This is a genomic window from Mesorhizobium shonense (assembly GCF_040545255.1).
Classification (GTDB): domain Bacteria; phylum Pseudomonadota; class Alphaproteobacteria; order Rhizobiales; family Rhizobiaceae; genus Mesorhizobium; species Mesorhizobium shonense.
This window is the reverse complement of record NZ_JBEPLM010000007.1, coordinates 256,143-271,239: the sequence shown is the minus strand read 5'-3', so window position 1 is coordinate 271,239 and position 15,097 is coordinate 256,143. Positions and strand designations below refer to the sequence as shown.

At 61.7% G+C, this 15,097-nt stretch carries 12 protein-coding genes and 3 pseudogenes; 4 read left to right on the top strand and 11 right to left on the bottom strand.

The genetic code is table 11. The annotated features are described in order from the left end of the window. The first annotated feature begins 44 nt into the window (after positions 1-44). From ABID26_RS20030 to ABID26_RS20020, 3 genes are all read left to right on the top strand, one after another. The gene (locus ABID26_RS20030) at positions 45-941 is read left to right on the top strand and encodes a restriction endonuclease (protein WP_354416093.1); all 897 of its coding nucleotides are present in this window, start codon (positions 45-47) and stop codon (positions 939-941) included. 284 nt (positions 942-1,225) lie between these two features. Next, positions 1,226-1,738, top strand: coding sequence for a hypothetical protein (locus tag ABID26_RS20025; RefSeq protein ID WP_354416092.1), 513 nt, complete (start codon positions 1,226-1,228; stop codon positions 1,736-1,738). A 22-nt stretch (positions 1,739-1,760) separates the two neighbouring features. Further along, positions 1,761-2,453 carry a hypothetical protein gene (locus ABID26_RS20020; RefSeq protein WP_354416091.1) on the top strand — a complete coding sequence of 231 codons (693 nt, stop codon included), beginning with the start codon at positions 1,761-1,763 and terminating at the stop codon, positions 2,451-2,453. Positions 2,454-2,484: 31 nt separating this feature from the next. Here ABID26_RS20020 and ABID26_RS20015 read toward each other — a convergent pair. The 6 genes and pseudogenes from ABID26_RS20015 to ABID26_RS19990 form a co-directional block, all read right to left on the bottom strand. Further along, positions 2,485-2,700 (bottom strand): annotated as a pseudogene (locus tag ABID26_RS20015) (IS5/IS1182 family transposase); the annotation flags it as partial. A gap of 132 nt (positions 2,701-2,832) precedes the next feature. Next, a complete protein-coding gene (locus tag ABID26_RS20010) occupies positions 2,833-5,286 on the bottom strand; it encodes a S8 family peptidase (protein WP_354416090.1) in 2,454 nt (817 codons plus the stop codon). Continuing rightward, entirely contained in the window at positions 5,192-6,274 is a 1,083-nt protein-coding gene (locus ABID26_RS20005; RefSeq protein ID WP_354416089.1) for an AAA family ATPase, read from the bottom strand. The genes ABID26_RS20010 and ABID26_RS20005 overlap by 95 nt, the downstream gene beginning before the upstream one ends. 343 nt (positions 6,275-6,617) lie before the next feature. Continuing rightward, on the bottom strand, positions 6,618-7,313 hold the full coding sequence (scpB, locus tag ABID26_RS20000; RefSeq protein WP_354416088.1) for an SMC-Scp complex subunit ScpB: 696 nt from the start codon (positions 7,311-7,313) through the stop codon (positions 6,618-6,620). A gap of 2 nt (positions 7,314-7,315) precedes the next feature. Then, a pseudogene (locus ABID26_RS19995) lies at positions 7,316-8,270 on the bottom strand (DUF1403 family protein). Positions 8,271-8,617: 347 nt separating this feature from the next. Further along, positions 8,618-8,716: pseudogene (locus tag ABID26_RS19990) on the bottom strand (nucleotidyltransferase); the annotation flags it as partial. 167 nt (positions 8,717-8,883) lie between these two features. Between ABID26_RS19990 and ABID26_RS19985 the strand changes: the two are divergent. Further along, positions 8,884-9,159, top strand: coding sequence for a hypothetical protein (locus ABID26_RS19985; RefSeq protein ID WP_354416087.1), 276 nt, complete (start codon positions 8,884-8,886; stop codon positions 9,157-9,159). A 149-nt stretch (positions 9,160-9,308) separates the two neighbouring features. Here ABID26_RS19985 and ABID26_RS19980 read toward each other — a convergent pair whose 3' ends face one another. Genes ABID26_RS19980 through ABID26_RS19960 form a run of 5 tightly spaced genes read right to left on the bottom strand, consistent with a single transcriptional unit; the run spans position 9,309 to position 15,093 of the window. Beyond that, on the bottom strand, positions 9,309-11,372 hold the full coding sequence (locus tag ABID26_RS19980; protein WP_354416086.1) for a type IV secretory system conjugative DNA transfer family protein: 2,064 nt from the start codon (positions 11,370-11,372) through the stop codon (positions 9,309-9,311). Continuing rightward, a complete protein-coding gene (virB11, locus tag ABID26_RS19975) occupies positions 11,369-12,400 on the bottom strand; it encodes a P-type DNA transfer ATPase VirB11 (protein ID WP_354416085.1) in 1,032 nt (343 codons plus the stop codon). Before virB11 ends, ABID26_RS19980 begins: the two co-directional genes overlap by 4 nt. Next, the gene (gene virB10, locus ABID26_RS19970) at positions 12,381-13,592 is read right to left on the bottom strand and encodes a type IV secretion system protein VirB10 (protein WP_354416084.1); all 1,212 of its coding nucleotides are present in this window, start codon (positions 13,590-13,592) and stop codon (positions 12,381-12,383) included. Before virB10 ends, virB11 begins: the two co-directional genes overlap by 20 nt. Beyond that, positions 13,592-14,401 carry a P-type conjugative transfer protein VirB9 gene (virB9, locus tag ABID26_RS19965; RefSeq protein WP_354416083.1) on the bottom strand — a complete coding sequence of 270 codons (810 nt, stop codon included), beginning with the start codon at positions 14,399-14,401 and terminating at the stop codon, positions 13,592-13,594. Before virB9 ends, virB10 begins: the two co-directional genes overlap by 1 nt. Continuing rightward, positions 14,398-15,093 (bottom strand): VirB8 family type IV secretion system protein, encoded by a 696-nt coding sequence (locus ABID26_RS19960; RefSeq protein WP_354416174.1) that lies wholly within the window; start codon positions 15,091-15,093, stop codon positions 14,398-14,400. The genes virB9 and ABID26_RS19960 overlap by 4 nt, the downstream gene beginning before the upstream one ends. Positions 15,094-15,097: the final 4 nt, after the last annotated feature.

Genomic DNA, 15,097 nt, shown 5'->3' with positions numbered 1-15,097 from the left:
CGGTGATATCCGGCTTGTGGGAAGGGAATCCTTGGGGACAGCAGTTGCTTAACATCTTCGTTGCGCCCGCGATTATCGCGGGGATGATCTGGTGGTTTTTCGGAGGCGATTTCTGGTTTTGGTTCTGGACCGGGGTTCTGGCGCTGGTCGCCTGGGCAGTCCTCTACTTCGTATTCAAGATCGCGGAAGGCCGCGCGCAGTCCCGCTCCGACGCGTTGCTGAGGCAGAAGATCGCAGATGACGCTGCTGCCGAGGAACAGCGACAGCACGACGACATCAAGCGGTGGCACGAGATCGCCCGCGGACACAAGGACGCGCTGACGCTCCGCTATCGGCAGCTGGTGACCAAGGACGTGTACGGGGCGGAACTCCTCGACGCCTGGAGGAAGGAACTGCCGAGGTTCCGCAAATCGGTGGGCATCGCCGGCCGCGAGGATACGGTCGCCAGCTTCGACAGCCAGATTACTCTTATCGTGCAGGCATGGGTCAAAGCCGCCACCTCGTCCCCAGCATCGGCCTTCATCTCCGGCGATCCGGTCGAATACGAGCGCTGGTGCGCGGAAATCCTGCGGCAGAACGGATGGGACGCGTCCACGACGAAGGCATCCGGCGGCCAGGGTGTGGATATAATCGCCAAGAAGGGTGGGCGGACGGCCGCGATACAGTGCAAACTCTACACGAGCGGCCCCGTCGGCAACAAAGCCGTCCAGGAGGTCCACGCCGCGGCGGGATACGTCGACGCGGCGCATGCGGTCGTTGTGTCCAGCGGAGACTACACCCCCTCAGCCCGCCAGCTCGCCGCCAAGCTCGGAGTGCTGCTCCTGCACCATTCGCAGTTACCCAAGCTGGAAGCGCTGCTTCCGGGCAAGGAGAAGGCGGAGAGCCGCATCCTCCTGCCCAACCATGGATCCGGCCTGATCATCCCGCCGTCGGAAAAATGAAAGAGACCCCGGAACGCATCAGGAGCCTCGCCGCCTGAGCGCGAACGCGATCGCCAAAGTCACCGTGACCTCCAGCCAGTCCATTCTGCGCAGGCGGCCGCGGCCCGCGTCCTCTATGCTCATTTCCGATGCTCCCAAGAGCCGCAAAGATGCGGCGGCTGAAACCCCGAATAGCCGGCGAGAATGTGGCGGACTCGGCCCCTCTTGTTGGGATCACAAAGAACCCGGTTGACGGCATGCGCACGATAACCAATAGGCAACGCGGCAACACGGGTACCGGGTGAATGAAAAAGACTGCACTTCTGGTCGCGATCTTCGCGGCAACCATCACGTCGGAGGCACAAAGCGCCAGCCGGATGTACGTCAACACGAACAAGTTCGAGGGAAGGTACGTTTGCCATCCCATCGCCGCCGGAGGGATCGCCTGGAGCATCAAATCGAAGAAGTGGATCGGGACAGGATTCCAGCTGGACGGTAGTGAATCCCTGGTGCTGACGCTAAAGGCCCAAGGTGTGAAAGCGCAAAAGAACGGAATGGGCGAGGACGAGGACGCGATGTCCTACAAAGTGGACGTCCTTGGCATGCCCGCCGGCATTCCGATGTCGTGCCTTGACGAGGATAATTACATCGGCGCAGTGGATGGCTTCCTCGGTTGTGACCTCATTCTCTACCAGCTGCGCATGAATATGGACGAGCTCCGTTATATGACGATCAGAGACACTGGCTTCATCAACGGCCAGGATGCGACGGATGCTACGCCGTCGATCAACATCGGCACCTGTCGCAAGGTGGACTGACCTTAAAGAGCGAGCGTGGGGAATGAGAGGACTTACTGTCTATAAAGATCACGTTATCCATCACAACGGCCTCAAAGGAAACCAGCCGCCGATCGAAGGTCTCTCACTGACCACCTTTGCCAGCATTGCGCTTCGCTGGAACAAGTCCAAGGATTACTTGCTCCGCACCCACGCGATGACATTGCGAAAGACAACGGACTACGACGGGTTCCCGTTCGAGGATTTCTATGAAATCCGTTACGGGGCGAAGGATCACTATCATGCATCGGACGATCCTTCGATCAGGGTCACCTTCCATGACACCCGCGAGGCCGAGTTCGACTACGTGGCGATGGCAAGCCGGGACACGACCACAGCTTACAAACGCGGACGGAGCGGAACGCCGCAGGAAACGAGGTTCAAAATTCACAGTGCCTCCATCGGCCGACAGGAGGGAGACGCAGACGTTTGGGCCAAAGGTGAAGCGGTTCGGCTGACCGCAATTCTGGACGGCTTGGACCAGGCAATGCATACTCTGCGCTCCTGGGCCGAAAGCGGCGTCAACATGAGGGTGCTTTGCCCCACGTGGGCCTGCCGATGGGATGCTAAGCAAGCAATCATATCGAGCGATCGACTTCTCGCCTACGCCGACAAGGGACTGTCTCTCGATGATTTCAAATTGAAGCTGAGGTGCAGAGTCTGCGGAGCGGCTTGCTCCGATATTCGGGCCGCATAGTCCGTCCTTTAGCAGCTAACGGACTAAGCTGAGACTCATAAGCGCGAAGCCAAAGCCGCATTGAGGCGAGTTGAGCCATAGCGAGATAGTTGGCAGCAAGCTTGTCATATCGTGTGGCGACGCGACGGGTGTGCTTCAGTTTGGAGAAGAAGCGTTCGACCTGGTTTGCGCTCGCGGTAGAGGCTTTGCTGAAACGAGGCTTCCAGCGTCGGTTACTCTTCGGCGGAATGCTGGGTGTGGCACCTTGCTGCCTCCTGCGAAGCCGATAGAGGCTTGCTTTCGCTCGGACAAGCCGCTCTCCTAGTCGATTGCGGTTCATGAGGCTTGGCGTCTGCTTTTTGGTCAGGCGTCCGCCATTAGTCGTCTGTCGCGCTCATTTTCAGACGACGACTGCCTGCGCCGCATTGAGCGCCTCGACCGCCGCTTGAACTTCCGCATAGAGATCCGCCTCAGCCTCGCTCGCATCGATCTCGACGACCAGCGCAAATCGAACGGATCTTTCATGCGGATTTTCGATCGCCCTTGTTTTCCACCAGCCAGCTACGGGATGAACGGCCAGAATGTTTCGGCGGGCTAGGTCCGAAGCGAAACAGGTGAGTTGGTCAATCTGCATCGACCCGACGTCGCGGCGATTGCGGCCGAACGTCCAGCCATCGTCCTCATCGATAGGCTCATCATCCGTCTGCTCAGCGACTTTGCTGATGCGCGCGATAAACGCTGCACGACTTTCGTTTGGCCGATTGAGCTTGAAGCGCAGATTGTGCGACGCATAGCGGAACTTGGAGCCCCGAGCAGGCTCCGAAGGGTTGGGCGCGATGAAGGTGCTTAGAGCGACCCTCAAGGTGACAGGACTGTTGACCAGCTCGCGCAAGGCCTCGACAGGCCACGGCAGTTCAAACAGCCTCATCTCGTTATGCACATGATCCGAGCCACCGCTGTCGCTTAGGCGGTATGGCGTAATTTCATCCTGAACCATGAGCGTCAGAGCGTTGGAAGCGCTTCGGCGCGCCCTCTCCATGTCAGGAACGCCAAATCCATAGCGCTTGAACAACGGAGCGAAATGACCCTTCCCAGGATTTGCAGGTAGATGACTGTGCATTTGTGGCGTCCAACGAGCCGACGAAACGAACACCGCCCTGACCGTCTCCGGCCACAGCGTTGGATAGTCCGACCACAGTTCCGTAATTGCCTTCGCCGCAAGAGCCGTTGCGCCGCTGGTGTCCCCGCAGGTCGTGAACGCTCGGAGTGGGAAAGTGTGGTCGGTAGTGAGAAGAGACAATGCCGGATGCCGCATCGGCGGCGGTGGCCCGTTGACCACCCAGTTCCCGCCTTCAAACACGACGTCAGGCTTCAGCGGCCAATGCGAGGACCAGCTCGCGGTCCGAGACGACGGTGCAAGATCTCCAACCGGCGCGACCGGGGCACCTGGCTCGCCGGCTGGCAGGACATTCTTCTCGGTATAGGCACCCACACAGATGGCGTTCCAAGCCTGGGCTGGCGATTCGATTTCATTGTCTGGTTGGTCACAGGCCGCGAGGTAGTCGGCGTTGCCAAACATGTTCTGGACGGTGTTTCCGGCCGAGATCAGCATCAGTCGCTGAATTTTCTTGTCGCCGGAAACTCCTGCCGTCAACTGATCCACCTCGCTGGACCATGAGGTGGGAGCACCATCGTGCGGCGTATCCTCCTCCGTCGTGCTCGCCATGGCGAAGGTGCGACGCCGATCGGCGGTGCGTTCCGCCGCGTTGATCCCAGCGCGGGTCAATGCCCCAAGCAGGTGATAGGGATTGTGACCCGCGTCCGGTATGATCTTGGCCGACTCCAGCCGGTGCCGGATCTCGATCGGCTGCATCGTCTGCAGGGCCACGGTCAAGTCGCCATAGAGCGCCAGCCCCGCAAGTTGCGTGCCGTGACCGACGAAGTCCCCAACATCCCAAGCAGGATTGGCGGCATGCCTGTCGTCGACATTGAGGGCAGGCTGAACAAGCGGATGGGCGCGACTGACGCCTCTGTCGAGCAGCGTGACATAGCCCGGATCGTCGAGCACTTGGAATGTCGTCCACCCGGCCAAATTGTCGAGCCATTCAGCCTGCTCTTCAATCGGCATCGCGTCGAAATAGTCAGCGGTGACCGTGGGCGCCGCTAGAGCGCGGACACCTCCAAGTCGCCGCACCGCCAAGGCAAGCGCTTCTCTTGTAGCAGTCCCGATAACGACGATGTCTTCTGGAAACTCAAGCCGATCAGCCCCTATGGCAACCCCGTATTCAGCAGCGTTTCCGATGAATCCCGCAGCTTGGGCCTTATCCAGCCACAGTTCCCATGGAACAGCGGCATCGCCTTCGGGGAACCTTGCGGCAGGACTGCGCCACAGCGCGCGAAGTCCTGCCTCGACGATGGCGCCGATACTTTGCACGAGATCCGCATTGAAGGGTCGCCCTTCGGTGCCGTCCTTCTTCAGACGGTTCTTGGTCGCAAAGTCATCGACTTTCTGGCGCAGCTTTGTCAGAGCGTCGCCCGTCGCAAAGACTGTCGCCCGAGGGGGTTGGTTGGCGGCGGGTTGTCCGGCCTCGAAACGCAGAAGTGACAGACCGCTGGCATTGAGGCTTTTGGTGACCATGATCTCGCCCGGCCTTCCAGCGACATCGAGATAGACCCCTGCGGTTCCTTCCGCCTTTACGTCGGGAAGGTGATCGATCGCCTGTAGCAGGGCCTGGGCATGACCGGCTCGATCAGCAACATCACTTGGATGCTTTGTTGTGGGCTGGCCTTTTGGCTTGAACTTTTCGCTTTTTGACAGTGCGTTGAGAATGAAGTGCCGTTTGTCCCTCGGCATGCATTGCCACCCCTATGCTATGCAGTGACCGGCGGCGCTCGAGGGACGCGACCACCGCGGAGGTCCTGATTTCGCTTGAATTACCCAAAACCGCACGTCGTGCCGCGTCTTCCCCTCCCGCCACAACATCGGCTGTGGAAAGACCCTCGGCGTGTTCAACCACATCCTCCCAGTCGACGGCATCGACGTCAAAGCCTCGCAGCCGACGGCGCATTGCCTTCTCGATCGCGTCAGCATCCGGCAGTTGATAGGGCAATACCAAGTCAAAGCGGCGCAGAACCGCCCGGTCGAGAATCTCGGGAAGGTTGGTGGTCGCCACCACAATCGAAGGGCCAGTGTCCTCGTCGAGGAATTGCAGGAACGAGTTCAAAATACGCCGCGCTTCGCCAATGTCGTTCTCCGATCCGCGCGACGCTGCGAGCGCATCGATTTCATCAAACAGATAGATGCCGCGAGTGGTGCGAACGGCGTCGAAGATCATCCGCAGCTTCTGAGCTGTCTCCCCCATGAACTTCGTGATCAAGCCATGGAGAAGCACGGTGAAAAGCGGAAACTTCAATTCGCCGGCGAGTGCCTCAGCCGTCAATGTCTTGCCGGTTCCGGGGGGGCCGGCGAGGAGCACACGGCGGCGCGGCCGCAAGCCTTTCTCCTCCAGCCTTTGGGTCATGCGCGTTTCGGTGACGATTTGCGACAGCTCATCTTCGATGTGCTGAGGCAGGATCAGGTCATTGAGTCGGGTTGTGGGGTAGCTCGCGCTGAGAAACGCAGCCAGATCGCCGCGAGGCGCCGCAATCGGGGTTGGCGCCGCGCGCACCGGCCTTGCGGGCTGCTGACCAGCTTCGGCCCACTGCCTCAGTTGCTCCGCCAAGCGGGCATGGCCCTTTTGCTCTTCGGCCGCGGCAAGCTGCATGGCGAGGTCGAAGAACCTTTCTCCGTCGCCTTCGGCGTGACTCTTCACGAGCCCAATCAATTGCTGTGCCGATGCCATTGCAATGACCTTCCCAAAGTCCCCGCCAGCGCCACCATGGCAAGGACGACGCTCCCACACATCCTAATCAAAGACTCTTAACAGGACAGAGCATCAGAGGCGGATTGATGGGTGGTCCACTTCTAAATCACCAACTCTACTGCCGGCTACCGACAGTGGCCGCCTGCATTGCAACGCAAATGCGGTCGCATTGAGTCCCGGCTACAAAATCCCCATGCGAGAAAGCGGCCCGGGCTCACTAGGGGAAATACGAGCGCCTTTGCCGCGGAACTGCCGCTTGTCCGAAAACCGCCATACATTTCCGACACGCAAGTGCCAGCGGTTGCTGTGCGCCAGCGGACGGTCAATCCTCGATCTCTTGGTCGGCGTTTTGACGGTTGGATGGAACGCCGGGCATGATGTCGCCGGCCAGCAGCTTCTCCTTCGACAGCAGCCCTGCGTCCTCGAGCGCCTCGAAATCCGGCAGCTGACGCAGCGTGTCGAGCCCGAACTGCGACAGGAAATTTTTCGTCGTCACATAGGTGTAAGGCGCACCGGGTTGCGGGCTGCGCGGCCCCGAGGCGATCAGCTCCTGCGCGCGCAGCACGCCGATCAGGTCGCGCGACACCTCCTTGCCGAAGAAGGATGACAGCTCGCCACGGGTGATCGGCTGGAAATAGGCAATGCACATCAGCACGAGCGCCTCCGACTGCGACAGCTCTTTTGCACCCTCCCCCGCCGGCGTGCCGAAAGCGGCGTGGATGACGTCGCCAAAGACCTTTTTGGTGCGGTGCTGCCAGCCGCCGGCGACCGCGACCAGCTCATAGGGACGACCGACGAGCTCGGCGCGAATGTCGTCGAGGACCAGCTCGATGTTGCAGTTTCTTCCTACCACCCGCGCCAACACCTCGCGCGACACCGGTTCATTTGCCGCGAAGATCACCGCTTCGACGCGGCCCATCCACTCGCGCCAGCGCAGTTCCGGCGGCAGGTGCTCGAGCTCGGTGTCCAGCAGTGCCGGCTGCTCGTTCGGCTTGCGGCGGGCGGAGGCTTGGCTCATCGCTACAGCCCAAACAGCCGGAAGCTGCTGCGGCCGGAGAGCTCGCGCACGGCCTCGAGCTGTTGCAGGCGTTCGAACAGGCGTCGCACCGCAAAACGCGACAGGTTTTTCGTCGTCAGCGATCCGGCGACGGCATCCTCATTGAGCAGCAAAAAAATCACGTCGCCGGCGCCCTTGGCGCGCAGTTTTGGCGCCACTGCCAGGAGTCTTTCGTGCGCGGCGCGACAACTCAGCGGCCAGTCGGCAGGCTTCGGCCGCCGCTTGCACCAGCGCAAGGCAGACCTCGAGCTCAAAGCTTTTTTCGCCAGGTCGGATGCGCTTGCCGCCGCCCTCGGCGCGGAAGGACGGGCCAAAAGCCTGCGCCATTAGGAGCGGCAACGGCCGCGGCCAGCGCAGGCCCTGCGCCAGCACCAGGTCGGCGAGCCACCAGGCCAAAAGTTCTGAATCCGGACGCGTGGCGACGACGCGGGGTGGCGATTGCCGCGGCGGCAAACGGCGCCGGCCGCTGCGACCCCGCCACCTCTTCGATCTTCGTGCAGAGGTTGGCGCGAGCCTCATCGTCCCAGGCGAGCCCGAGCATCTCGGCCACTTTTGCCAACCGATCGGCGCTGACCGCCGGCGGCTGCAGTGCCAGCTGGCGCCAGGCGCCAAAAATGGCGCCGGCGGGACCGGGATCGGCGCCGGCCGGGCAAAGCTGCCAGGCGTCGCGCAAGGCGGCTTCGTCCTCGGCGCGACCGGCAAGCCGCATGCTGGCGGCGGCGCATTTCAGCGCAGCCGCTGGCGCCAGGCGCCTGCCCAGGCTGGCTGCGCCCGAGCAAGCGTGTCGAGGGCGCCCAAGGCGGCGCCGGCCCGGAAGGCGGCGTCGGCATCATGCAGCGCGCCAACGGCGAGCGACCAAGCCGGGACGGTGGAGGGCGCGGCGGCGGAGTTGGAAGTCGCGGGATCGAGGCGAATCATGCTTTCGAGGGTAAAATGCCCGTGCGCTTTGCGCCATCAATTTTGGCCAAAAACGCACAGCTTGTCGGCGTGACAAAACGAATGATAATGTTGCCTTATCAGTCGTTTAGCTCTTGCGGCCAGCTAGCTTGCCTATTGCTCTCGACAGAGCAACTATTCCAGCACCGTCAAAGGAATTATGGGCAATTTCACGAAACGCTTGGGCCGCTCCTTTGCAGCCCGACGATCCATGAAATCCCCTCTCCCAAGGGGGACTCGAATCCCCAACCAAGCGACGATCGGCATCGCTATTCACGTGCCTCCCGCATCCGCACAAGATGCTCACGGCATATCTCTGCTGCGCACGTTTACAATTGCTCGGTCCGCTGACCGAGCCACACAAGAGCCTCTTCGCCAATCTCATAGTGTCCGGAGTAGCGAGCCTTCACATACGCCTCGTTATCTGTCTGTCGCAGGCTGCGTGAACTTTCATATTCGATAAGCGTCGCGCGCCGAATCTGCTTGACTGCGCCTTGCCTGCAACGCTTCTCGTAAGCATTCCAGCGTCCGCCGGTTTCGATACGGGAACCTTTCGCAACCAGCGGAGTTGATGGCGCGGTTTGGAGGGCTTTCCTTGAAAAATCTCGAAGCTGTCGAAGCGCTGATCGGCGACGCAAATGCCGACGGTATCGAACAGGCAAGGAGCCTCCTTGCTCGTTTCAGGACCTCTGAATCATTGGCGTCAGCAATCGACGAATTTCTGCTCGATTTCGTCACACTCGTCTTCGTCGTCGAGAACAAGGAAGAGGCTTCCGAAAAGTCATTGAGAAAGCTGGCCCAGCTGAAGCTCGAGAGGATCAAGAGACTGCTGGCCATTTCACCGCTGCTGGAGGAAAGCCCTCATGGATGATATGGGACGGACGCTGTTATCGATCTCCGTATCTTAATCTCGAAATGCCTCCTAGCCCGATTGTCCCGAGGTTCATAACGTCCGTCACCCGCTTTGAGCGCTCGTCAGCACGGGGATCGCGTTACGCCTCGCAGTACCACAGCCGGATCCTAATCCAGCGACATCTGCTCGGCCGGGTCCGGCACGGTCGCATCGAAAATACCCCCCCAGTCGCGGCCGGAAACGCCTCCTTCTGCTTTAGATTTCTCCCGAACGATTTTCCGCAATTTCCGGGCAGCCCTGGTGAAATTGGCTTCGAGCAATCGAGCCTTCGTGTCGTCGGAGAAAAGGCTCTCCTCTTCTCCAATCGATGCGGCAGCTCCCGACCGCGAGGCAGGACCTGCCGACAAAGACGCCGGTGAGCTCGCTGGCCGCGCCGCGTTATACAGCGGAGCCGAAGAAGGTTGGCCGCTGGCAAACTGTGTGCTCCCGGTCGACGACTGGACGGGAGCCGCAGGGTCCGGCTCGCGGACGTCCAAACCTCTCCTGTAGGTTTCTGTCAGCGCCGGCACCGTCGTTGGCGGCATCAGCTCGACCGCGGGGACCTCAGGCGTGTGTGCCCTCGAGAACGCTTCCATCCGGTGGAAGGGCTTCTGGCGGAAGAAGCGAAGCTTGTCGGCAAGCACCGGCGCCTGCGCCTCGGCCAGGATCACAATTTTGTCGGCAGAGAGCTGGCGAACCTCCTGCGGCATCATCAGGTCGCGTTCGCGAAGCTGCTCGACCTTGGTGCGGCGATGCAACCCCATCAGCTCGATCGATCGCGACTCCGTCGTGTAACGCACCGTCCGCTTGCCGAGGCTCTTCGAGATGGTTTCCGCCGTCACCTGATCGTTGGCCCCGTATACCAGCTGATAGCCGCAGTTGCCCATCAGCGAATGGCGCGCCGTCTCGCCATAGATCTCGTCGAGGTTCTTCAGGTCCTGGATGACGAAGGCAATCTTGATGTTGTAACCAGCGACATAAGGCAGCTTCGTGGTGATCTCGCTCATCTTCTTCAGCTGCCGGAACTCGTCGAGCAGGAAATAGACAGGTACCGGCAGGTTTGCGTGATCCAGCATCAAGAGATCGAGCAACTGCTGCACGAACAAGGCCAAGAGCGGTTTCAGCAGCGTGATGTCGGTGATGCCGGGAGACAGGTAGATGGTGATCGGCCGATGCTTGAGCGCACGCAGGTCCATGTCCGTGACGCTCGTCGCAGCCGCAATGCGCTCGTTGCGAAACGGGCGCAACGCCTTCTGGATGTCGAGCAGCGCCGACGCGGCCGCGCGCTCCGACAGCGCAAGATAGGCGTTGAAACTTTCCAGCGTGAAGCGCGACAGGTAAGGCTCGCTCTCCCTGACGGCTGCCATCAGCGCCTGCAGGTCGACGCCGCTGTTGAAGAAGGAGTTCACCTCGGCGAGGTTTCGCCGGCCCTCATAATAGACGCTCTCGCAGACATAGCTGATCACGCCGGCCATGATCTGCTGGGCCGTCGCCTGCCAGATCGCATTCTCGGAGTCTACCGTCTCCGGCACCAGGATCGAAGCAATGTTCTGGATGTCGGTGGTGCGCTCGCCGCGGTCGGTGCGGATGAAATCAAGCGGATTGTAGCGATGCGTCCTGGCCGAGCCCGGCGCAAACAAAAAGACCTGGTTGCCTTGCGATTTGCGATAGCCGGCCGTGCTTTTGAAGATCTCGCCCTTGAGATCTGTCACGACCATCGAGCCTTCGTAGGTAAGCGCGTTCGGCACAACATAGCCGGCGCCCTTGCCGGAGCGCGTCGGCCCGATCACCAGATGATGCCGCTCATCGTCGACGCGCAGGATCTTCTTTCCATATCGCCCAAGGATATGCCCCTTTTTGCCGAACCACCCTGCCCTGCGAAGCGACATGGCATCCTGGAACCGTGCATCGCCAAGCGGGTGTGAAACCGGGCGAAGCCCTGCATAGGCCACCAGGCCCGCACCGAAGAGCGCGGGTACGATTGCGGCAAGCGCCACCGAGCGAAGCACGCCCGAGTCCGGATAAGCCATCAGCTGTCGCAACGGCGCTAGCGGATCGGCGGTGATGGTGGCGCTCAGCATGCGGCCATCGCGATAGATCAGCTGCAAGGCGATCCCGTAACCAAGCGTCCAGACGAGATAGCCGATCACCAGGCTGAAGCTCAGGTAGAGAGCGCGCAAGAGACCGGTCATGGCGTCGTCCCCCTCTCGCGCGCAAACAGGATCTCTGAGACGCCGCGACGGCCGCCATCGCGGCGCAGCTGGACGACGATCGGGATGACGCTTCTAATGTATGAGATCAGATCCGCCTTCGGGTAGGCCGACGACAGGCCGGATTGCATGACCATCATGGCCAGCTGCTCATAAGCACCGAGCGGCGTGTCGGCATGCACCGTCGACATCGAGCCCGGATGGCCGGTGTTGATTGCCCTCAAGAAGGCGAAGGCCTCCGTGCCGCGCACCTCGCCGACGAGAAGCCGGTCAGGACGCATCCTGAGCGAGGCCTCCAGAAGGGATTGAAGGGTTACCTGCGCGGCTCCCTGGTCGCCGCGCGAGGCAACAAGGTGAACCGTGTTCGGCTGGGTGGGGGTGAGCTCGCGTGTGTCCTCCAGCGTGATGATGCGCTCGTGGCGGGAGACGGCGCGCAGGCAGGCGTTGAGGAACGTCGTCTTGCCGGTCGAGGTCCCGCCGCTGATCAGCATCGAGACGCGATTTGCAATGGCCGAGCGAATGAAGCCGAATATGTCGCCCTCGCCAAGCAGGTGGGCGAGCAGCCGGTCCGTCTCGTTCATGCCCTGCATGTTTATCGCCACACCCTCGAGCGCGCCGCTGTCGCGATAGTCTTCGAGGGTAAGCTCGCTCACCCGATGCTTGCGGATCGAGAGCGCGCCGCCATCGGGTGCGGCCGGCGGAAGGATGATCTGAATGCGCTCGCCTGAAGGGAGAGCCGCGCTCAGCAGCGGGTTGCTTGCGCTCACGAACTGGTTGGTTGTCGCCGCCACGCGCTCGCCGATATTGACGATCTCGGCGCTGGTCAACTCAGGTATCCGATGGTGCTCCATGTGATCGGCGCCAAGGCGTTCGACATAGACTTCCGCCGGCTGGTTGACCGAGATCTCGACCACGTCTTCATCGTCGAGAAAGCGCTTCAGCGGTGCGAGCGCGCGGTAGAGGAAATAATGCCGGTCGCGGCGGACGAGCTCACCTGAGGCCACGTTCACGACGGACCTCCTTCAGCGCCTCTGTTACAGGATCGTCATACATGGCCGAGAAATCCAGGTCCTGGCGCACGAAGACGAAGATGCGTTCCCCCTGGCTCACGCTGATGGTCGGCTTGATCTTCAGGCTGTCGCCGAGCGCCTGGTTGGCCATGTCAGAAAACGTCCGGGCGATCGTCTCGCGCGCCGTCTCCTCGGCGTTCTGGGAATTCTCGCCACCGCCTGCCCTGTCGCTGCCATAGCCGGTGAGATAGCTCGCGCCGCCGCCAACGATCGAAAGCAGGATCGCCGCGCCGAAACGCTCGCGGAACTTCTTGTCGACGTGGCCGGTTAACCCAGACCGGCCGAGGCTGTCGGCTCCGATCGAATCCAGCCGAATGCTCACCCCGTCGTCGCGCAGCATGCGCGTCCAGACCACGAAGATGCGCGTCTGGCCCTGCGTTATCTCCGACTGGTACTCGCCGATGAGCCGGGTGCCTGTTGGAATGAGCACGCGACGGCCGTCGAAGGAATAGACGTCGCGCGAAACGATTGCCCTTATCTGCCCGGGAAGGTCGCTGATGATTGCGGTCTCGAGGATGCCCGATATCAGCGTTCCTTCCGGCACCATGGCGTCGACACGGTCGATGTTGCGGGCTTTCGCCGACCGGTCGCGAAGGCCGGTGGCCGCCGCCAGGAACTTGCTTGAACGGTCCTGCCCGGCCACGGTCGCGGCATTGCCCTCATCGCGGTTGCCTTCGGTCTTGGCATCCGATCGCTGGTCGTAGATGACCATCTTCGAGCGGTAGCGCTCCGGGAAACCGTCATCGGCGGCGACTGCTGCTTCAGGCGCTTTCGCAACTTCGGCGGGCTCGGGAGGCGGCGGCACATTGAATTGCGTGGTGTCGACCTCCTCCTCGGCGGCCGCTGGCGGCGGTGGCGGCGGCAGCTCGAGCACCTTCGGTTCTGGCTGCTCCGGCTGCTTGCCCGCTTCGCGCATGAAGGAAGGCGGCCGAAAGCCGGTGGTCGAGAATTCTTCCTCGCCGTCCACAACGTCTCTTGTCGGCTTGTTTTGCGCGAGCGCGAAATAGGCCACGACGAGCCCGGCAGCGACAAGCAGACCGCCGCCGATCAGCTGGCCGCGACGGAGCGAGCGATCGGCAATCTCGGCATCATCGCCCTGCCCCAACGCAATGAGTTCGGGAGCCCGCTGCATCAGTTGCCGCTCCCGCGCCGCTTCTTTGCCTGCAGGTCCTCAACCGGTCCAAGGACGCCGGGATCGGCCGCGCCCGGATCGGGCTTGCGCAGGTTGAAGATGCAGGTCCACTGGTTGCCGTCCCTCAGCGTGAACTGGGCCGCCGTGCCGTCGACGACGACATAGTCCCCCTCGCGGCGGAAGTTGCGCAGCGTTTCCGAGAAGTCCGAATTGACGGCGAAGATCGCCGGCACCCGGCGGTCGAAGCGGAAGAAGGTCTTCTTGCCGTCGTCGAACAGGAGAAGCGGCTTCAGGTCCGTGTCGCCGGAAAACGAATAGTCGATGTTGATGTTGGCCTTGTCGATCGCCGAAATGTTCGGCCAGGAGGCCCGTTGCTCGGCCTCCCGGCGCAGAGCGCTGTCGACGTCCTTGTCGGGATAGACGAAGCGGATGCCAAACACCGTCCGGCCCGCGCCCGGTGCATGGTCCTGGAGCTCGAGGTAGTAGATGCGCTTGTCGGTGACGACGTTCATGTTCGTCGCGGCATTCCTGGCGACCGGCTTGACGAAGAGGATGTTTCCCTTCTCCGCCGGCACCACCTGCCAGCTTTCGGTATCGCCAAGCGATATCGTCTCGAACTTCTCGTCCTCGTCGAAGATTACCATGGTCGAGACACCATAGGTGGCGAAGACCTGCACGACGTTGTTCTGCTGATAGACGACGCTTCTGACGCGCGGGTCGAGCGCCCCTGCTTTCGGCGTCTGTGCCGCGAAAGCCGCCGTCACGGTCGCGCCAAGCGCCAGACATGCCCCCAGGCAGCGGGCCGTCATCCTCCCTGCTCCGGGCTCACCGTCTCCTGATCGCGGCGGTAGCTGTAGACCTGGAAGCCAAGCGGGTTCTCGAACCGCCACTCGTTGCGCACCGGCGTATCGGTGTAGCGGAAGCGGACAACGGAAATCCAATGCTGGACGGTTGCCTCCGTCTCGCTCTTTTGCGTCGTCGAGAAGCGCACGATGGCGGTGCTGGCATTCGGCAGGGTCACGGACTTGACCTCGACCAGAACCCGCTTAAGCCGGCCATAGATCTTGGCCGGGTTCTCGGGGTTGGCGGGGCTGAACAGCGCCTGCAGGTCGCGCGCCGCCTCCGCCGTCGACAGCAGGGCGGCGATGCCGAAATTCTCCTCGATGGCGTATGGGTCGTAACCCTCGCGGTTGCGGATATAGCGCACCACATTGGCTTGCGTGACCGCCTCCTGCTCGGTCAGGTTCGTCGGTCTCGTCAGCCCCGACTTGACCTCGATGAAGCCCGTCGCGCGATCGACCGTCACGATATAGGGCTCGAAGCTCTTGAGCGGCAGCATCAGCACGACGGCCGAGAGACCGAGCGCGGCCAGCCCGGCAAGAAGAAGCGCAAAGAACCAGGCGAGCCGCGTCGAACGCTTTGCCCGCTTCACGATCTCTTCTTCCCAGACATCTCCCTGCTGGAAATAGGAGCGAAGCATGGTGTTCGAGGTCTCGTCCATTGGT